This is a genomic window from Gemmatimonadales bacterium, from assembly GCA_035502185.1.
Classification (GTDB): domain Bacteria; phylum Gemmatimonadota; class Gemmatimonadetes; order Gemmatimonadales; family JACORV01; genus Fen-1245.
The window spans coordinates 62,054-82,867 of the sequence record DATJUT010000045.1 but is presented as its reverse complement, the minus strand read 5'-3'; the positions used below and the strand labels follow the sequence as shown (position 1 = coordinate 82,867).

The following is a 20,814-nucleotide window of genomic DNA, read 5'->3' as shown; positions in this document are numbered from 1 at the left end:
CTCTTACTCCGTTCGCAACGCCACCAGCGGATCCACCCGCGCCGCGCGGCGCGCCGGCACCCACGCGGCCAGCAGCGCGACCGCGAAGATCAGCCCCGCCACCAGGCCATACGTCGGGAGGTCCGAAGGCGTGATGCTGTACAACATCGGCGCCAGATAGGCCCGCAGCGCGCGGGTGAGCCCGAGGGCGAGGGCGAGCCCCACCCCGATGCCGAGGGCGGCGGGTGCGATCCCCTGACGCACCACCAGCGCCGTGACCTCGCGCGGCGCGGCGCCGAGCGCCACGCGGAGGCCGATCTCCCGCGTGCGCTCTCCCACCGCCTGGGACAGCACGCCGTACACGCCGACCGCGGCGAGGCCGAGGGCGACCGCGGCGAAGATGCCGATCAGCCAGGCGAAGAAGCGCCGGGCCGTCATCGACACCGAGATCCACTCGCCCATCGTGCGCACCCGTGCCATCGGGATGTCCGGATCCAGCGCCGCGAGTGCGGCACGCGACGGGCCGACCAGCGCCGCCGGGTCGCCCGCGGTGCGGAGCGCCAGGGACAGGTACGGCACCGGAAACTGGTCGTGGACCACGTACACCCACGGCCTCCCGGCTTCGGCCAGCGATTCGTCCTTCACGTCGCGCACCACGCCGATGACCGTGCCGCCCGCGCGCGGGTGGTCCTTCCCGAGCCCCAGCCGGGTGCCGAGCGTGAAGTGGCGACCGAGCGGATCCCGGGTCCCCCAGATGCGCCGGGCCGCCGTCTCCGAGACGACCACGACGGGCAGCGTGCCGGCCCGGTCCGCGTCGGTGAAGACGCGTCCCCGCACGAGCTGGATCCCCAGCGTGCGGAAGAACTCGGGCGTCACGACGCGGATCTGGGGCACCACGCCCGACTCCTGCTCCTGCGGCGACAGCTCGCGGCCGTCCAGCTCGCTCACCGTGATGCCGTACCCGAAGTCCCGCAGCGGGAGGCCGAAGATCCCTCCGGCGCTCTGCACGCCGGGCAACGCCCGCAGCCGGCCGACCAGCGCGCCGAAGAACGCCTCGGCCTGCGCCGGCGTCGTGGCGTCGGGCAGCGAGACGTCGAAGGTGAGGACGCCGCGCGGATCGAAGCCCGGATCCACCGCGCGCAGGCGCACGAAGCTCCTGAGCAGCAGTCCCGCACCCACCACCAGCACGACGGCGAGCGCCACCTCCGCGACCACGAGCCCCTGACGCGAGCGCCGCCCGTGGCGCCCGCCGACGGCGGCGCCGCCGTCGCGCAGCCGCTCCACCAGGGACCAGACGTTGGTGGCGCGCCAGGCCGGGAGCAGGCCGAACAGCACGCTGGTGAGCACCCCGAGGCCCACGGCGAAGAGCAGCACCGACACGTCCACCCGCGCTCCCGCGATCCCCGGCACGCCTTCGGGCGCGAGCGCGACGACGGCCTCGGTCCCCCACGCCGCGATCGCGAGGCCCAGCACCGATCCGCCGAGACCCAGCCACAGGCTCTCGGCCAGCACGCCGCCGGCCAGCCGCGCGGTGGAAGCGCCGAGCGCCGCCCGCACGGCGTGCTCGCGGGCCCGGCCCGTACCGCGCGAGAGCAGCAGGTTCGCCACGTTCACGCAGGCGATGAGGAGCACGAAGCCGACGGCGCCGAGCAGCAGCAGCAGCGCCGGTCGCACGTCACCCACCGTGGCGTCGCGCAGGCTCTGCACGCCGGCCGACCAGTGGATGTTGACGCCCGGATTGTCGGCCTCGATGCGAGCGGCGAGCGAGGCCATCTCGGTGGAGGCGCCGTCCACCGTCGCGCCCGGGCGCAGGCGCCCGAGCACGGTGAGATAGTGGCCACCGCGCATGGTGCGCAGCTCAGGCGCCCAGGTCAGCGGCATCCACATCCGCGCGTCGGCGGGGTACGCGAACCCCCGCGGCATGACGCCGACGACCAGCCACGGCGCGCCGTCGAGGCGGACGGTCCGGCCCACGATGCGCGGGTCCGCGCCGAACCGGATGCGCCACAGGGCGTCGCCGAGGATGACCGCGTGGCTCTGCTCCGGCCTCGCCTCCTCCTCGGCCGTGAACGTCCGGCCCAGCGCGGGCACGACGCCGAGAATGGCGAAGAAATCACCCGTCACCGTCTCGCCCTGCACCTCCTCGGCAGGACCCTCGCCGCTCAACGCCATGGAGGCGCGGTCGATGGCCGCGATCGCGGTGAACGACCGCGCCATCTTCTGCCAATCCAGGAAGTCGGCCGGCGACACCGCCGCGACTTGGCCGCGCGCCAGGGAGTTGACCTGCACGAGCCGGCCGGGCTCGGGGAACGGATAGGGCCGCAGCAGCGCCGCATCCACCACGCTGAAGATCGCCGTGTTGGCCCCGATGCCGAGCGCGAGGGTGAGCACCGCGATCAGGGTGAAGCCGGGGCTCTTGAGGAGCGTGCGCGCGGCGTAGCGGAGGTCCGGGAGGAGACTATCCATGCATCGAAGCCCCGACAGGCGGTTGGTGGGTGGTAGGTTGTGGGTGGCGGTGGGACGACAGCCCACCACCTGCCACCCACGGCCGTTTCACTCGCTTCTCAGCGCCTCGATCGGATCCACCCGCGTCGCCCGCATCGCGGGGACGTAGCTCGCGAGCACCGCCACGGCTACGAGCAGCACCGGCGCCAAGACGAACGTCGCGGGATCGGTGGCGCCGACCCCGAACAGCATGCTCCGCATCAGCCGCGTCAGCAGGACCGCCGCCACCAGCCCGATGGCGACGCCGAGGACCGCGAGCCGCACGCCCTCCCGCAGCACCAGGGCGAGCACGTCGCGGGCCGCGGCCCCGAGGGCCAGGCGAACGCCGAGCTCGCGGGTGCGCTGGGTCACCACGTAGCTCATCACGCCGTACAGGCCGATCGACGCCAGGATCATCGCGAGCGCCGCGAAGCCGCTCAGCAGCAGCACCGAGAACCGCCGCGGCCCCGTCCGCACCGCGATCAGCGCGTCCATCGTGTTGACCGCCGCGAGCGGGAGATCGGCGTCCACCGAGTGCACCGCGGCCCGCACGGCCGGCACCGCGGCCATCGGATCGCCGCGGGTCCGGACCACGTAACCGAGGAAGTTGAGGCCCGGCACCTGCGGCAGCGGGAAGTAGACCTGCACCCGCGCGCGGTCGTCGTCGAAGCCCGTGTGGAGCGTATGGGCGACCACGCCGACCACCGTGATCCAGGTGATGTTCGAGTCGGTGAGGTTGTTGAACGTGATCCGCCTGCCGATCGCGTCGGCGCCGGGCCAGAAGCGCCGCGCCAGGACGTCGTCCACGATGCAGACCCGCGCTCCGCCGAGCCGGTCCGCCGCCGTGAACTGCCGACCGGCCTTGAGCGGCGCCCGGAGCGCCGCGAGGTAGCTCGGCGTCACCGCGCGCATGTCACCCCACGGCATCGGCGCGTTGGGCGGCAGCTGGTAGCCCTCGACGTTGAAGCTGGCGGTGCCCCAGCTGCCGCCGAACGGGATCACGGTCGTGCCCCCGGCCGCCACGACGCCGGGAGCCGCGGCGATCGCCTCGTTGAGCCGCTCGAGAGCGTCGGCGCGCACCGTGTCGTTCGCGTACTTCGCGGCCGGCAGCGAGACCTGGAAGGTCAGCAGGCGGTCCGGCTGGAACCCGGGGTCCACGCCCACCAGCTTCGAGAAGCTGCGGATCAGCAGGCCGGCGCCGGCCAGCAGCGTGAGGGCGAGCGCCACGGTCGTGACCACCAGGCTGCGCCGGAGGCGCAGCGACCGCCGCTCGCTCACCGCACCGCGCCCACCCTCCTTGAGGGACTCGTGCACGTCCGCGTGCCCGGTCTGCAGCGCCGGCACCAGGCCGAACAGCAGCCCCGCCAGGATCGCCACGCCGAGCGTGAAGCCGAGCACCACCAGGTCGGGGCGGAGCGCCGCGCCGGCCGGCAGGCCGCGCGGGTTGAGGGCCACCAGCGCCGGCACGCCCCAGGCGGCGATCAGCAGGCCGAGGCCGCCGCCGGCCACCGACAGCAGCAGGCTCTCGGTCAGGAGCTGGCGCACCAGCCGGCGGGGCGAGGCGCCCAGGGCCACGCGCACCGCGAGCTCGCGCGAGCGCGCCGCAAGGCGGGCGAGCTGGAGGTTCGCCACGTTGGCGCACGCGATCAGCAGCACGAACCCCACCGCGCCGAGCAGCACGAACAGCGACCGCCGGATCCCGCCGCGCGCCTCGTCGTTCAGCGACGTGACCTGGAGGTCCCAGTCCGGGGAGTAGCTGCTCGTGTACGTGGCCTTCAGCTGCGCCGCCAACTCGTGCATCTGCGCCTGGGCCCGGCTCTCCGAGACGCCAGGCGCCAGACGGCCGATGAAGGCGAGGAACTCGTTGGTGCGCCGGTTGTCTCCGAAGTCGGCCGGCTGGAAGACGACCGGCGCCCACAGATCGGCCTGGCCGGCGAAGAAGTCCCGGAACTCCGGCGGCATCACGCCCACGATCTCGTAGCTCTCGCCGTTCAGCTGCAGCCGGCTCCCGATCACCCCGCGATCGGCGCCGAACTTCCGCTTCCAGAAGCCGTCGGTCAGCACCACCACGTGGTCGTGTCCGGCCTGCGCCTCGTCGGGCCGCAGGGTGCGGCCGAGCGCCGCGGCGACGCCGAGCGTCGTGAAGAAGTCGCCGCTCACCCGGATCAGGTTCACGCGCTCCGGCTCGCCGGCGCCGGTGAGGTTCATCGCCGCCGGCGTCTCGACGGCCGAGTGCTCGAAGACGTCGCGGCGCGCCGAGTAGTCGCGGAACCCCGGCACCGAGACGCCGGCCCGGAGGTTGTTGAGCGACGGATAGAAGTGGTTGATGTCCACCAGCCGGTCCGGCTGCGCGTACGGCAGCGGTCGGAGCAGGACCGCGTCGATCACCGTGAAAATCGCCGTGTTGGCGCCGATGCCGAGGGCGAGCGTCAGCACCGCGACCAGCGTGAAGCCGGGGCGCTTGAGGAGCGTCCGGACGGCGTAGCGGAGGTCCCGGATCAGCGTGTCCACGTGCATCGCGCTCCTGAGAAGCAGGGCTTTGGGGTTTGGGGGTTGGGGGTGGTGGACGAATCCCCGACTCCCAATCCCCAACCCCCTGCCTCATTCACTCCCCGTGCCACCGCAGCAAACTGTCCAACCTCTTGCCATTCAAACGGCTACGGTGATGCCACCGGACGCCGAATCGCCGAGCGTGTCCGGCTGTGGGAACGGGCTTCCCGGAAGTGGGAAAGACGGTGGGTGGGTCGTAGGTGGTGGGTTGTGGTGGGGACGACCACCCACCACCCCCAACCCACCAACGCTTCACTCGCTTCTCAGCGCCTCCATCGGATCCACGCGCGCGGCGCGGAGGGCCGGCACGGTGCTCGCCGCCGCCGCGACGGCGCCGAGCAGGCAGGCGACGAGCGCGAGAATGACGGGATCGCCGGCCCGCGAGCCCACCAGGATGGCCTGGAGGCCGCGACTCAGTGCGAGGGAGCCGGCGGCGCCGAGTAGCACGCCGACGAGCGTCAGCAGGAGCGCCTGCCGGAGCACCAGCCGCACGACGCCGCCGGAGCTGGCGCCCAGGGCGACGCGCACCCCGATCTCCTGCGTGCGCTGCGACACGCTGTACGCCATCACGCCGTACAGCCCGATGCACGCCAGCAGGAGCGCGATGACCGCGGCGACGGCGAGGGTCTGCGCCGTCGCGCTCTGCGGCGAGAGCGCCGACGCGATGACGCGCCGCATCGGCAGCACGCTGCCCGCCGCGAGCCGGGAATCGAGCGCGCCGATCTCGCGCTGCACCAGCGGGGCGAGCCGCAGGGGATCCCCGGTTGCGCGCAGCACCAGCGACGTGATGCGCGCGGGTCGCTGCCGCTCCGGGAGATACACGACCAGGCGGGTATCGCCGCCCATCAGCGGGTTCCCGCGCACGTCGCCCACGACGCCCACGACCTGCACCCACTGATCCGACGCCACCTTGAAGCGTTTCCCCAGCGGGTCCGCGCCCGGCCACAGGAAGGCCGCGGCCGCCGTGCTCACCTCGGCGACCGGCGGCGCGCCGGCGTCGTCCGCGGCACCGAGCGCGCGCCCCTTGAGGAGCGGGACCTGGAGTGCCTCCAGGTAGCCGGGCGACACCAGGCGCAGCCCGAGCCGCGGCACGTCCTCCGGCCGCCGTGGCTGGCTGCCCTCCACCGTGACCCCCCGGCGGTCCTCGCTCCAGGAGAGCGGCAGCACGGTCGTCGCGCCCACCGCGGTCACCCCGGGGAGGTTGGCGAGCCGGTCCTCGAGGTTGCGATAGAACCGGACGACGTCGCTGTCGGCCGGATAGTCGGCCGCCGGCAGCGTCACGCCCAGGGTGAGCACGTCCTCGGACCTGAACCCGGGATCCGTGAGGGCGAGGCGCCGGTAGGTCCCGAGCGTCTGCGCCGCCCCCACGAGGAGCACCAGCGCGAGCGCGACCTCGGCCACCACGAGCGCGCTCCGCAGGCGCCCGCCTCCCGAACGGGCGCCGCCGACGTCGCCGCGCGCGCCTTCCTTCAGCGAGCCCTGCACGTCCACGCGCGTGGCGGCGAACGCGGGCACCAGCCCGAACGTGAGCCCGGAGCCGACCGCGACCACGAGCGTGAGAATCAGCGCCCGCCCGTCGAGGTGCAGCTCGCCGAAGCCGGGAATGAAGGCCCGCACCTCCACGGGGACGCTGGTGGCGAGGCCGCCCAGCCCCCACCAGGCGATCAGCACCCCGAGGGCGCCGCCCGCGACCGCGATCACGACGCTCTCCGTCAGCTGCTGGCGCACGATCCTGGGCCGCGACGCGCCCAGCGCGATGCGGATCGCCAGCTCGCGCCGGCGCGCGGTGGCCCGGGAGAGCAGGAGGTTCGCCACGTCGGCGCAGGCGATGAGGAGCACGAACACGGCCGCGGCCAGCAGCACGTTCATGAACGGCCGCGGGCCCGCCCCGAAGTACCGCACCGCGGGCTCGGCGCGCATCACGTAGCCGGCGCTCGCCGCCGGGTACGCGGCGGCGAGCCGGGCCCCGAGCGTGGAGACGGCGGTCTCCGCCGCGCCCTCCGTGACGCCGGGCGCCAGGCGCGCGAGGACGAAGACGTTGCGGTGGTCCCGCACGGCCCAGTCCTCGGGGCCGAGCGCCAGGGGAGCCCACAGCTGCGTGCCGGACGGGAAGACGAAATCCTCCGGCATCACGCCCACCACCGTGTAGCCCTCGCCGTTGATCCGCACGACCCGCCCGAGGATCCCGCGATCGCCCCCGAAGCGGCGCTGCCACAGCCCGTAGCCGAGCAGCACGACGTGGCTGCCCGCCGGCTCGTCGTCGGAGGCGGTGAAGTCCCGTCCGAGCTGCGGCACGCGGCCGAGCGCGTGCATCGAGCCCGCGGACACGCGCGCCGCCGAGACCTGCTCGGGCTCGTCGGTGCCGACGATGTTGGCGCTCCAGAACCGCATCGCCACCACGCCGCCGAACACGGCCATGCCCCGCAGGTCGCGCAGCGTGCCCGGGCTCATGCCGTCGTCGCGCTGCGGGAAGGCGGCGGGCCCCTCCCAGACGTGCACCACGCGGTCGGCGTCCCGCACCTGTGGCAGCGGCCGGAGCGTGAACGCCTCGGCGGTGCTGTACATGCTGGTCACGGCGCCGATCCCCAGGCCCATGCACAGCACGGCGAGCACCGCGAGGCCGGGGCTGTTGCGGAGGGTCCGGACGGCGAAGCGCAGGTCCTGGATCAGGGTTTCCAGTGCAGCGAGCTCCCGAAAAGCGTTTGGTGGGTCGTAGGTGGTGGGTGCTAGGGCCTACAACCCGCGGTCGACCACCGGCCAACGCTCACTTCACGATCCATCCATCGAGCAGGTTCACCACCCGGTTCCCGTACGCCGCGTTGGTCTCCGAGTGCGTCACCTGCACGATCGTCGTGCCCTGCGCGTTCAGCTTCTTGAACAGTTCCATGATCTCCTTGCCCTGCGAGCTGTGCAGGTTGCCCGTCGGCTCGTCGGCGAGAATCAGCTTCGGTGCCGCCACGATGGCGCGCGCCACGGCCACGAGCTGCTGCTGCCCGCCCGACAGCTGGCTGGGGAACAGCTTCTTCTTCGCGACGATCTGGAACCGGTCCAGCGCGTCGGCGACGATGGCCTGGCGCTCGGCCTTCTTGACGTTCCGATACGAGAGCGGGACGTCGAGGTTCTCCTCGACGGTGAGGTCGTCAATCAGGTGGTACTGCTGGAAAACGAAGCCGACGTGCTTCTTGTGGAGCTCGTTGCGCTGCTTGACCGAGAGCGCGTGCACCGGCTCGCCGAGGAACTCGTACTCGCCGGTCCACTGGCCGTCGAGCATCCCGAGAATGGCGAGGAGGGTGGACTTCCCCGCCCCCGACGGCCCCATGATGGTGACGAACTCGCCGGGCGCGACGTCGAAGTCGACGTGGCGGAGGACGTAGGTCCTGGAACCGCCGGTGTCGTAGGCCTTCTCGAGATTCCGGATGCTTATCATCGGTCAGTGGGTTGTAGGTTGTGGGTGGTAGCGGGTGGGACGACAACCCACCACCTACGACCCACCAACGTCTTCACTCCGTCCTCAACGCCTGCATCGGATCGATCCCCGCCGCCCGGCGGGCCGGGAGGTACGCGGCCACTGCGGCGACGGTGAGCAGCACCGCGACGCCGCCGAGGATGCTCAGCGGATCGAGCGGCTTGACGCCGAACAGGAGCGCCGCCACCGCGCGGCCGAGCGCGAAGGCCAGCAGCATGCCGATCGCCGCGCCGACCGCGGTGGCCCGCACGGCCTGCGTGACCGCGAGGCCCACCACGTCGCGCCGGCCCGCGCCGAGCGCGATGCGCACGCCGATCTCCTGCGTGCGCTGCGCGACGCCGTAGGCCGTGACGCCGTACAGTCCCAGCGAGGCGATCACCAGCGCCAGCAGGCCGAACAGCGACAGCATCGTCGCGCCGAGCTGCCACGACCGCCACTGCGGAGCGATCCGGTCGGCCAGCGTCTGCACCTGGACGTACGGCAGGTCCGGCTCGGAGACCTGGAGCGCGTGCTGCACCAGGCCCGCGGCGGCCGCCGCGGGTCCGCGGGTGCGGATCACCAGCCCGTCGAGCGACATCTCCGGGGGTTGCAGCTGTTGCTGGAAGGCGAGGTAGTAATTCAGCGACTGCGCCTGCGTGACCGAGCGGCCCCTGACGTCCGCGGCGACGCCGACGACCTGGATGCACGTCGTGTCGCCCAGGAAGATGCACTGCCCGATCGCATCGCGATCCGGCCAGGCGAGCTTCGCGAACGACTCGTCCACGACCGCGACGGGCAGCGAGCCCTTCACGTCGCCGTCGGTGAAGCCGCGGCCGCGGAGGATGCGCGTGCCCACGGTGGCGAAATAGGTCGGCGTCACCGCCAGCATGAACGGGCCGCCGCCCGCCAGGCGCGGCAGGGTGTCGCGCCCCGACACGCGGATGGAGAGCATGATCACGGACTGGTAGGGCATGCCGACCAACGCGTCGGCGCCGGTGACCAGCGGATTGGCGCGGATCTTCTCGCGCATCCGCAGCAGCCGCGCGCTCTGCGGATCCACCGGACCCTCGGGCGACGCGGCGAGCTGGCGCGAGATGGAGACGTTGCCGCCGCGCTGCCGCGCGTTCGCCAGCAGCAGGTGGTCCACGTCGAAGCCGTAGTCCAGCGTCTGCGCGTGCCTGAGGCTCCGCACGAACAGGCCGGCCCCCACCAGCAGCACCAGCGTCAGGGCGACCTGCGTCGCCAGCAGCGCCGAGCGCAGGCGCCCGCGCGTGGGGCTCACGTCGCGGCCGCCGCTCCGGAGCGCGCCGGACAGATCGGTCCGTCCGGCCTGCCACGCCGGTGCCACGCCCGCGAGCAGCCCGGTGGCCAAGGCCGCCAGCGTGGTGAACGCGAGCACGCGCGGGTCCAGGATCGACGAGGCGGGCACCGGGCTCCGCAGCAGGTAGGCGCGCACGGCGGCCCCGCCCCACAGGGCGACGAGAAGCGCGGCGGCTCCGCCGAGCAGCGCGAGCACGAGGCTCTCGACGAGCACCTGCCGCACCAATGCGGCGCGCCCGGCGCCGAGGCCGGCGCGGACCGCCAGCTCCGTGCGGCGCCGCAGCGCGCGCGCCAGCAGCAGGTTGCCCACGTTCGCGCACGCCACCAGCAGCACGGCGAGCGCGACGGCCCCCACCCACAGCGCCACCCGGGCGTCGTCCGTCATCCCGGGGCCGCGCGCCGCCTGGATCGGGCCGAGCACCACCTGCTCGATCCCGGCCCGCCGGGCCCGGGGTCCCGCGCCCGGCGGCGCGGAGGACGCCGGCATCGCGCGCTGCTCGACGAGCGTCGCCTCCGACGCCGCGACGCCAGAGGTCACGCCGGGCGCGAGCCGCACGATCGTCTGCACCCAGAACCAGTTCCAGCTCGACAGCGCCTGGGCGCCGGCGAGGATCGGGGCCGCCTGATGGATCGGCAGCCAAACGTCCGGCTCCTCGAGCTCGGCGCCGGCGAAGCCCGGCGTCGCGACGCCGATGATGGCGTAGGCGAAGGGGCCGATCGCGAGCGTCCGATGCAGCACGGCCGGGTCGCCGCCCATCTGCCGCATCCAGTAGGCGTGGCTCACGACCGCGACGGGCCCCGCGCCGAGCCGGTCCTCCGTCGAGTCGAAGAACCGCCCCAGCACGGTCGTCCCGCCGAGGAGCGGGACGTACGAGGCGGTCACCGCCCGGATCCGCGCGGGGCGCGCCTCCGCTCCGGTGCCGATGCTGACGCCCCCGTCGCCGAACGCCGCGACCCCGGCGAAGCCGCGAACGCCCCGCAGCGCCTCGTACGCGGGGAACGACGTGCTGGCCATGGCGGAACTCGCGCCGCCGCCGATCGTGATCGTGGTGCCCCCGAGGCGGAAGTACACGCGCGCGACGCGCGAGGCGTCCCGCACCCCCGCCGGCGGCTTCAGCAGCAGCGTGTCCAGCACGCCGAACATCGTCGTGTTGGCGCCGATGCCGAGCGCCAGCGTGAGGACGACGGCTGCGGTGAATCCGGGACTCCTGAGGAGTCCACGGACGGCGTAGCGGATGTCCTGGATCAAGGTGTCCATGACAGCTGGGTTGTGGGTTGTAGGTTGTAGGTGGTGGGTGGTGGTGGGGACGACACCCCACCACCTACAACCCACCAACGCTCGTGTTACACCACCGCGACCGACTCCTCGACGATCCGCCCGTCGAACAGGTGGATCGTCCGGTCCGCGTGCCGCGCGTAGCGCGGATCGTGCGTGACCATGCACAGCGTCGCGCCGGCCCGGTGCAGGTCGCGCAGCAGCTCCATCACCGACTCGCCGTTCTTGGAGTCGAGGTTGCCGGTCGGCTCGTCCGCCAGCAGGATCAGCGGGTCGCCCACCACCGCGCGCGCCACCGCGACGCGCTGCTGCTGGCCGCCGGAGAGCTGCGAGGGATAGTGCTTCATCCGGTGGCTCATCCCCACCTTCTCGAGCGCGTCCTGCACCCGCTTGCCCCGCTCGCCGGAGGGCATCCCGCGGTAAGTGAGCGGCAGCTCGACGTTCTCCGCCACCGTCAGGTCGCCGATCAGGTTGAACGCCTGGAAGATGAAGCCGATCTGGCGGTTCCGGATCTTGGCGCGCTGCGAGGCCGTCAGGTTCGCGACGTGGTCGCCGCCGAGCACGTAGTTGCCCTCCGTCGGCGAGTCCAGCAGGCCGAGGATCGAGAGCAGCGTCGTCTTGCCGCATCCGGACGGGCCGGCGACGGCGAGGTACTCCCCCTGCTTCACCTCGAGGTGCACGTCCTCCAGCGCGTGGGTCTCCACCTCGTCGGTGTAGAAGACCTTCTTCAGTCCCTCGAGCTTGATCAGCGCCTGTCCGTTCACTGCGGTCATCGTTCCGTCCTTGAGGTTGTCGTTCCGATTGCGGCCGGCCCGCGCGCGCCCCTCGGGAGATGCCCGGCCGGGCCCTGGCGTCGCGGCCGTCAGTCCAGCTTCACGCGATCGACGGCGTCGTAGCGGGACATGTCCGAGAGGACCACCACGTCCCCCGGCTTCAGCCCCGACAGGATCTCGACCGAGTTCACCGACGTGCGGCCGAGCTGCACGTTGACGCGGACGGCATAATGGCCGCCCTCCACCAGCTTGAACAGCCCCACGGTGCTGTTCGACTGACCGTACGCAGGACGGCCGACGTAGGTGACACTGGGCAGGCGCTCGATGGTGATCGTGCCCTCGACGCTCAGGTCGGAGCGCGAGCCCTGCGGCAGCGGGCCGTCGAACGCGACGTCCACCGCCACCGTGCCGTTCTGCGCCGACGGGTCCATCCGCACCACGTGGCCCTTCACGATGCCGTTGCGGGTATCGATGGCGGCCTCCTGCAGCGGGGCCACCTCGGCGGCCTGCGTCTCGGCGATGCGCAGCACCGCCTTCAGCCGGTCCGGCTGCACGATCTCGGCGAGCTGCTGGCCCGCCTGCACCCACTGCCCCGCCTCGAGCGAGAGGTCCTGGAGCACGCCCACCGCACCGGCGGTGACGTGCATCGAGGCGATCCGCCCCTGCTGGAATCGCGATATGGCCCGCAGCTTCTCGATCTGCGCCTTCTGCAGCACGATCTGGCTGTCCACCGAGCCCGCGATCACGTCCAGGCGGCGCCGCTCGATGTCCAACCGGCTCTGCATCTCGCCCACCTTGTCGCGCGCCTTGGTGAGATCGAACGACGCGATGAGCCCGCGCTGCGACAGGCTCTCGGCCGCCAGTGCGGTGCGCTGCGCGTCGAGGAAGTCGGAGCGCGTCTGCGCCACCAGGCCCTCCTGCGACAGCCGCTGGTTCTCCAGCGACGTGCGCAGCGTCACCAACGCGGCCTCGGCGGCCGAGACCGCCTGGTCGGCCGACAGCGCCTGCAGCTCGACGTCGGGGTTGCTCATCTCGAGCAGCGCCGTGTTGGCCTGCACGTGCGCGCCGGGCCGCAGGTACACGCGGTCCACCCGGCCGCTGGTGACGGCGGAGATGAACGTGGGCGACTCGGGCGTGAGCGTGCCGGGGCCGCGCACGTCCCGCACCATCGCGCCCTGCTTGACGGTGTCGATCACCAGCGTGGCGCGGTCCACCGAGGGCGCGGCGGGCCTCAGGCGGCTCAACGCGACGGTGACCACGACCACGACCGCGACGGCGCCCAGCGCGTACAGCGTGCGCCGGCGCTTCTTGTTCACGGGTGCGCGAGGGATGTCCACGGCGATACCTGAGGGCAAGTGCCGGGCCCGGACGGGGATCCTGTTAACTCGATATCCGGCAGCTGGTTAGTTGGTGTTGGGGGTAGGGTGTAGGGGGTCCGGGTGACCGGGGTCGGGACGAGGCGTCCCAAGAGCGAACATCCGTTGTCGGGGTCGGCAATCGCGCCGGGGCCGGCGGGCCGGCGCGCCGCGAACCGCCGAGCTGCGGGGCACGGACGGCCCGTGCACGCGGGCCTCCCGTGCGGTTCGCGGGTTCGCGGCAGCCGCGGATCGCGCACGCCGCGCGATCGCCGCCGGGACCGTCGGCCACCGGTGCGGCCTGCGCGTTCGCCGCGCCACGCCGCGCCGGCGCGCCGCCACGCGCCGCCGCCCGGCCACCAGCCAGCACGTTGATTCGTATGCGAACCAATTGTGACCCGCCGCCGGACCCGCCGAGACAGGCCGGGACAGATGGATGCGCGCACGTCGCTCGAGCCGTTAGCAGGGGCCGGAGCAGCCTTGGAGAGCCGGGGAGGCGAACCCCGCTCCGGTCCGGCGAGAATCGGTGCGCGGCATCGGCGGTGCTGCGCGGGAGCGGCGAGCCGACGCCGCGACGGGCGGCGGCGCCGGTGCCGCCCGGCGCTGGCGAGCAGACCCGGCAGCGCTGCCGGCACGCACCAGTTGATTCGCATGCGAACAAACCCTGCCTCGCGGCCGCCACCGGGCGGCCAGCCTGCATGCCCCGGGGCCCGACACGACCCGGCGGCGCGGCCGGGAGACGTCGCGGCCCCGCCGCGGCGCGATCGCACGCCTCAGGCCAGACGCGCGCGCTGTCGGAGCCTTGAGCACGACTTCGCCGCGTCGCCATGGACAGGCACCCCGGCGCCGGTCCGGCGGAGGCGAGCGGCCCGCGGGCCGTTTGACTCAGGTCGCGCGCAGGATCTCGACGGGGTCGACGCGCGCGGCGCGGAATGCCGGAGAGAGACACGCCCCGACCGTCACGCCCAGCAGCACGGCCTCGGCGGCGACCAGCGTGAAAGCGTCGGTGGGATGCACGTCCTCGAGCACGTTCTGGAGGAAGTACGAGGTCCACAGCGCGACGAAGGCGCCGAGGCCGGTGCCGGCGAGGGTCATGACCAGGCCGTCCTGCAGGACGGCCTTCAGGAGGTCGGAACGCTGCGCGCCGAGCGCGACGCGCACGGCGAACTCGCGCAGCCGTCGCGTGACCCCATAGGCCATCACGCCGTACACGCCGACCGCGGCGAGCGCCAGAGCGAACGTGCCCATCGTCGCGAACAGCTCGGCGAGAAAGGTGCGCGAGGCCACCGCGCTCTGCAGCCCGTAGGTGTAGGGGTAGAACTCGACGAACCCCCGCGGCATCACCGACCGCATCTTCCGGCGCAGCGCCACCGCGAGGGCGCCGGGGTCGCCCGCGGCCCGCACTACGAGGCGGACATCCGCCCCGCTACTCGCCGCTCGGACGACGTAGGCGAGCGGCTCCGCCCGCAGGTCCGTCAGCTCGAACTGCGGCACCAGCATCGTGCGGCAGACGCCGACGATGGTGACCCACGGCGCGTCGGACGCCGGCCCGCCGAGCTTCAGCATCCGGCCGACTGCGGGGCCACGCGGATAGAGGCGCGCCGCGGCCACCGAGTTGAGGATCACGGCGCCGTTGCCCACCAGATCGCCGTCGGTGAAATCGCGGCCCTGCAGCACCGGCAGGCCCATGGTGCGCAGGTATCCGGGCGTCACCACCTCCGCCCCCTGGAGCAGCCGCGTCGAATCGGACAGCTCGGCCGTCACGGCGTTGCCCGGGAGATCGGGCGACGTGCCGGCAGCGGCGCCCGCCACGCCGTCCACGCCCGCGAGGGCGGCGACCAGTGCGAGCTGCAGGCGCACCCGCTCTCCCGGCGGGGTCGAGTCGGGTGCGACGCCGCTGGCGTACCCGAACAGCAGCTGGCGGGCCGGGAAGTTGTACTCGATCGTCGCGAGCCGCCGCACGACCTTGAGCAGCAGGCCGGCGCCCATCATCAGCGCGAGGGCCAGCGCGACCTCCGCGATCACCAGCGGGCTGTAGCGCCCTCGCGTGCGGCCCGTCGTGCCGGCGCCGTCCTTGAGCGGCTCGTCGAGGCTCACCGCGTTGGCCACGCGGATCGCCGGGAGGAGCCCGAACAGCACCGCCGACGCGGCCGCCGCCAGGGCCGAGAGCGCGAACACGCGCCAGCTCAGCTGCGGCGCGATGATCCCGAGGTACCAGACGTCGCCGGGCACCCGGTTCGCGAGGAGGCTCGCGCCCCACAGGCTCACCACCACACCGGCGGCGGCCCCCACGATCGTGAGCAGTGCGCACTCGACGAACATCTGGCGGACGACGGCGGCGCGGCTCGCGCCGATCGCGAGGCGGAGCGCGACCTCACGGCGCTTCGCCAGCCCGCGCGCCAGCATCAGGTTCGCGAGGTTGGCGCAGGCGATGAGCAGCACCGCCAGCGCCGCGCCGAGCATCGCGACGTGGATGTCGCCGAGCTTCATCGGATCGTCGCGCAGCGAGTGCGCGTTGAACCAGAACGGTGCGCCGCGGACGTCGAACCGGCTCGTCAGGTAGCGGGCCACGCCGGCGAGGTCGGAGTCCGCCACGGCGCGGCTGACGCCGGCCCTCAGCCTCGCGAGCGCGCTGAGCCGGCCCAGGCCGGCCCCGGTCCGCTCGGCCTCGTCGGACATCGCGGTCCACACCGCCGCCCCGTTCGGGTAGTCCACGCCGCGCGGCATCACGCCGACAACGTCGTACGGCCGCCGCGCCACGGTCACCGTCGCGCCGGCCAGCGAGCGGCGGCCGGCGAACCGCCGCCGCCACAGCTCGTAGCTCACCACGGCGACCGGCCGGTCGGCGTCGCTCGACGCGAGGGTGCGCCCCAGATGAGGCTTCACGCCGAGCAGGGTGAAGAACCGGGCGGGCACGCTCACGCTCGGCACCTCGCCCTCGTCGGCGCCCTGCTCGGAGAACGAGAACAGGTTCGGCGCCACGGGCACGATCGCCTCGAACGAGCGCGCCCGCTCCCGGAGCGCGACGAACACGTCGAACGGCTTCAGCGGCAGCCGGCGGCTCGAGACCCACCCCACGGATGTCAGCCGATCCGCGTCGCGGTACGCCACATGGGGATGCGTCACCGCGTCCAGGAGCGCGAACATCGTGGTCACGAGCCCGAGGCCGAGGCCGAGCGAGAGCACCGCCACGGCGACGAAGCCGGGGCTACGCCGCAGCGAGCGGAGCGCGTAGCGCAGGTCGCCGAGCATCACGCGGCCCTCGGGCCCGCGACGCCGCGGCGCGGGGCCGCCATCAGGTCGCCCTCAGGATCTCGATCGGGTCCGCGCGCATGGCCCGCAGCGCGGGCGCCAGGGAGGCCGCCGTCGCGACGGCGATCAGCACGACCTCCGCCGCGATCAGGGTCAGGACGTCGGTGGGCAGCACCTGCTGGTCCTCGAGGAAGGCCGCGAGGAGACCGGTCGCCCAGAACGCCACGAACGCGCCGAGCGCCGTTCCCGCCAGCGTCATCACCAGCCCGTCGTGCAGGACCAGCTTGAGCATGTCCCGCCGCTCGGCGCCGACCGCGATGCGCACGGCGAACTCGCGCCCCCGCCGGTTGACGGCGTACGCCAGCACCCCGTAGATGCCGACCGACGCGAGCAGCAGCGCGAAGCCGCCCATCATCGCGAACAGCTCGGCGAGGAAGCCCTGCGCCTTCAGGTCCGCCTCCCACCACGACAGGTACTCGGACACGTACGACCCGATGCCGGGCCCGAGGGTCGCGAGCTTCGCCGACACGGCGGCGATGGTGCGCGCATCCGTGCCCGCCGTGCGGATCAACACCTCGGCGAAGCGCTGGCCGGGCTCCGGCGGCCGGACCACGTACACCTCGGCGTTGAACTCCGCGGTCCCCGGCGGGCCCTCCGCGCGCGTCCGGCACACGCCCACCACCTTCAGCCAGCGGGCGTTCGACGATGCCACGCCCAGCTTGACCATCCGTCCGACGGCATGCTGCCTCGGGTAGAGGCGCGCCGCGGCCACGCTGTTGAGGATCGCGACTCCCTCGCCGGTCAGGTCGCCGTCCTCGAAGTCGCGGCCCTCGAGCACCGGGAGCCCCATGGTGCGAAGGTAGGCCGGCGTGACGACGGCGTAGCTGTGGGTGTTGAACAGCCGGGTGGAGTCCCCCGCCAGCTCCGCCGTCACGGCCAGGCCCGCCGGGGTGGCGCTGCTCGTCGCCCCGGCGTCCACGACGCCCGGCACCTGCCTGAGACTGGCCACCACCCGCAGCTCCGTGCCGAGCAGGTCGAACCCGCCGCCGGCGGCGGCCTTGCGGAGGAACAGGCCGCTGCGCAGCAGCTGCCGCGCGGGGAAGTTGAACTCGTACGACGCGGTGCGGCGCACGACCTTGAGCAGGAGCCCCGCCCCCATCAGCAGCACCAGCGCGAGCGCGACCTCGGCGATCACCAGCCCGCTGTAGCGCTGCCGCGTGCGGCTGGTGGTGCCGGCCCCGTCCTTGAGCGGCTCGTCGAGGCTCACCGCCCGCGCCACCCGGACCGCCGGCAGCAGGCCGAACAGCACCGCCGCGGTCGCGGCGGCGAACGACGTCAGGGCGAACACGCGCCAGCTCAGCTCGGGCCGCACGATGCCCCGCCACCAGAGTTGCTGCGGGACGCTGCTGCGCAGGACCTCGACACCCCACACGCTCAGCGCCGCGCCGAGCGCCGCGCCGGCGCCCGTGAGCAGCGCGCACTCGAGGAACAGGTGGCGCACCACGGCCGTGCGGCTCGCGCCGATGGCGAGCCGCAGCGCGACCTCGCGCCGCCGGGCGAGGCCGCGCGCCAGCATCAGGTGGGCCAGGTTGGCACACGCGATCAGCAGCACCGCGACCGCCGCGCCCAGCATCGCCCAGTGGACGTCGCCCAGCCGCATCGGGTCGTTCCTGAGCGGCCAGAGGTAGAAGGCGAACGGCGCGCCCTCCGCGTGATAGGTGCGCGTCAGGTACGCCGCGACGCCCGTCAGCTCGGCGGTGGCCGCCTCCCGGGTCACCCCGCGCCTCAGCTTCACGATGATGTTGTCGAACTCGCGCGGCCCCAGCGCGAGCGAGTCCGGCAGCGGCAGCCACGCCGACGCGTTCATGAACACGTAGCTCGCCCCGCTGGCCGGCATGACGCCGACGACGGCATAGGTCCGGTCGCCGATCGCGATGGTCGCGCCCGCGAGGCTCCGGCGGCCGGCGAAGCGCCGCTTCCACAGCGCGTCGCTCACCAGCGCCGTGCCCCGGCCGATGTCGGCCGCACCCAGCATCCGGCCGCGCACCGGCTTGACGTCGAGCAGCCGCAACAGCGCCACCGGCGCCCGGGCGATCACGTCCCGGTCCTCGGCGGCTTCCCCGCCGCCCTCCCCGGAGAGGTCCGCCACGGAAACGCCGTACGGCAGCACGGCCTCGAAGGCGTGGGTCCGCGCCCGCAGCGCCGTCAGGGCCCACCCCGGGCTGAAGCGCTGGTCCGTGCCGGACATCCAGAACCGCACCGCGTACAGCCGGTCCGCGTCGCGGAACGGCACCCAGGGATGGGTCGTGGCGTCGAGGATCGCGAACATCGTCGTGACCAGGCCGAGGCCCAGTCCGAGGGAGAGCACCGCCACGACGGCGTAGCCGGGGCTCCGCGCGAGCGAGCGGAGTGCGTAGCGAAGATCACGCAGCGCCATTCACCCACCTCCAGCCGGAGTCCCAACCTCGCGACCCGGCGTCACCCGCGCGTCAGGCGGGTCCGGGCGACCCGCACCCCGGCCTCCGAACCCGGCCCCACCTCCCCGGCGCCCGACTGTATCGGTCCATCAATACAGTGGCACACTGTGACGACGCGGTCAAGCGCGCGGTGCCGGCGCTGCCGACTCGCCCGCTCCCGTTTAGCTTTCCCCCGCGCATGGACGACCTCGCCGTCTACGTCGCCAAGTTCAAGGGCCTGTTCGAGATCGAGCGGCTGGTCGCGCGCTCGGACGAGCGGCTGCTGTTCCTCGCCCGCGACCCGGTCCTCAAGCGCCAGGTGGCGCTCCGCGTCCACACCGACCCGGCGGCGCCGGGGCGCGCGTGGTTCCTCAAGGAAGCGGAGGTGGTGGCGCAGCTCGACCACCCGTGCCTGAGGCACGCGTACGCCGCCGGCGTGCTGGGCGATCTGGCCTGGCGCAGCGGCACGTGGATCGAGGGCGAGAGCCTCGAGGAGGCGTGCGAGCGGGGGCCGCGGCCGATCCCGGCGGTGCTCGGCATGGCGCGCGACCTCCTGGACGGTGTCGAGCACGCCAACGTGCGCGGCATCGTGATCCGCCGCATCCTCCCGACCACGGTGATGCTGGACGTCTCGGGCCGCACGGTCATCACCGATCTGCGTTACGCCAACCAGGTGCTGCCCGCGGTGGCCATCCCGGACGCGGCGATCAACCTCCCATTCCTCGCGCCGGAGATCCGCGGCGGCGAGCCCGGCGATCCGGGGGCCGACGTCTACACGGTCGGCGCGGTGCTCTACTTCGCGGTGACGGGCGCGCGGCCGGCCCAGCCTCTCACGCCGGCGCGCCAGCTGCGGCCCACCTGCCCCGCCGCGCTCGAGCGCGTGCTCGAGCGCGCCCTCGACCCCGACGCCCGGCGGCGCTATCCGACGGCAGGCGAGATGCTGACCGATCTCGCGGCCGACATGGGCGACTTCGCCGGGACCGAGGCCGGCCCGCCGCCCGCGCAGATCGTCCCGGGCTCCGAGATGTGGGAGGGCCGGCTGCGGCGGGCCCTCGGCGACGACTACGAGCTGCTGGGCGACATCGGCAGCGGCAGCTTCGGCCGCGTGTACCGGGTGCGCGACCTGCGGCTCGAGCGCGAGGTCGCGCTCAAGGTGCTGGATCCGGCCCTCACGGCCGACCCCGAGGTGGTGGAGCGGTTCCGCAAGGAGGCGCAGCTCGCCGCCAGCCTCCAGCATCCCAACATCGTCAGCATCTACCACATCGACGAGCGGTACGGCCTGCTGTGGTACACGATGGAGCTGGTCAAGGGCGACAACGTGGGGCAGCTCGTGGCCGAGCTGGGACCGCTGGATCCCGAGAGCACGGTGGGCATCCTGGACGACACCCTGGCCGCGCTCGAGCACTCGCACGAGCGGCGGCTGGTGCACCGGGATATCAAGCCGGAGAACCTGCTGCTGGGACCGGACGGGCGGGTGCGCGTCACCGACTTCGGCCTCGCGCTGGCCCTGCCCCGCGGCCGGATGTGGGGCGGCGCCACCTCGCGCTCCGGCACGCCGCAGTTCGCGGCGCCCGAGCAGCTCGTCGGCGGGCAGGTGGACGCGCGCAGCGACCTGTTCTCGCTCGGCCTGGTGGGCTACTTCGCGCTGCTCGGCAAGCCGCCCCTCGAGGGGCGGACCCCCGAGGCCGTGCTGCGCGGCCAGGTCGGCGGCACCCTCCCCGACCTCAAGGCCGCGCGCGACGACGTGCCCGACGGCCTGATCCGGGTGCTGAAGAAAGCCGCGTCCATGGATCCCGGCGCCCGCTACGCATCGGCCACGACGTTCAAGCGGGCGCTCGACCGGGCGATGCGGGCCTCCGGCGATCTGCCCGAGGCGCCGGTGCGGAGGAATCTGCTGCAGCGCATTACCGGGATCTTCGAATAG

The 20,814-nt window shown here is 73.3% G+C and carries 10 protein-coding genes; 1 reads left to right on the top strand and 9 read right to left on the bottom strand.

All coding sequences use genetic code 11. From position 1 onward, the window contains the following. Nucleotides 1–3: 3 nt before the first annotated feature. The 9 genes from VMF70_05970 to VMF70_05930 form a co-directional block, all read right to left on the bottom strand. Nucleotides 4–2,445, bottom strand: coding sequence for an ABC transporter permease (locus tag VMF70_05970; GenBank protein HTT67557.1), 2,442 nt, complete (start codon nucleotides 2,443–2,445; stop codon nucleotides 4–6). An 87-nt stretch (nucleotides 2,446–2,532) separates the two neighbouring features. Beyond that, entirely contained in the window at nucleotides 2,533–4,974 is a 2,442-nt protein-coding gene (locus VMF70_05965; protein ID HTT67556.1) for an ABC transporter permease, read from the bottom strand. Between the two features lie 291 nt (nucleotides 4,975–5,265). Further along, entirely contained in the window at nucleotides 5,266–7,671 is a 2,406-nt protein-coding gene (locus VMF70_05960) for an ABC transporter permease (protein ID HTT67555.1), read from the bottom strand. Nucleotides 7,672–7,777: 106 nt separating this feature from the next. Beyond that, complete coding sequence (locus tag VMF70_05955) at nucleotides 7,778–8,440, bottom strand: ABC transporter ATP-binding protein (protein HTT67554.1); 663 nt, start codon at nucleotides 8,438–8,440, stop codon at nucleotides 7,778–7,780. 73 nt (nucleotides 8,441–8,513) lie between these two features. After that, nucleotides 8,514–11,036 (bottom strand): ADOP family duplicated permease, encoded by a 2,523-nt coding sequence (locus VMF70_05950; protein ID HTT67553.1) that lies wholly within the window; start codon nucleotides 11,034–11,036, stop codon nucleotides 8,514–8,516. Nucleotides 11,037–11,122: 86 nt separating this feature from the next. Further along, on the bottom strand, nucleotides 11,123–11,827 hold the full coding sequence (locus tag VMF70_05945) for an ABC transporter ATP-binding protein (GenBank protein ID HTT67552.1): 705 nt from the start codon (nucleotides 11,825–11,827) through the stop codon (nucleotides 11,123–11,125). 89 nt (nucleotides 11,828–11,916) lie between these two features. After that, the gene (locus VMF70_05940) at nucleotides 11,917–13,143 is read right to left on the bottom strand and encodes an HlyD family efflux transporter periplasmic adaptor subunit (protein ID HTT67551.1); all 1,227 of its coding nucleotides are present in this window, start codon (nucleotides 13,141–13,143) and stop codon (nucleotides 11,917–11,919) included. A gap of 924 nt (nucleotides 13,144–14,067) precedes the next feature. Next, complete coding sequence (locus tag VMF70_05935; protein ID HTT67550.1) at nucleotides 14,068–16,434, bottom strand: ABC transporter permease; 2,367 nt, start codon at nucleotides 16,432–16,434, stop codon at nucleotides 14,068–14,070. Between the two features lie 43 nt (nucleotides 16,435–16,477). Further along, entirely contained in the window at nucleotides 16,478–18,871 is a 2,394-nt protein-coding gene (locus tag VMF70_05930; protein HTT67549.1) for an ABC transporter permease, read from the bottom strand. A gap of 218 nt (nucleotides 18,872–19,089) precedes the next feature. Between VMF70_05930 and VMF70_05925 the strand changes: the two genes are divergently transcribed. Beyond that, on the top strand, nucleotides 19,090–20,814 hold the full coding sequence (locus VMF70_05925; protein HTT67548.1) for a serine/threonine-protein kinase: 1,725 nt from the start codon (nucleotides 19,090–19,092) through the stop codon (nucleotides 20,812–20,814).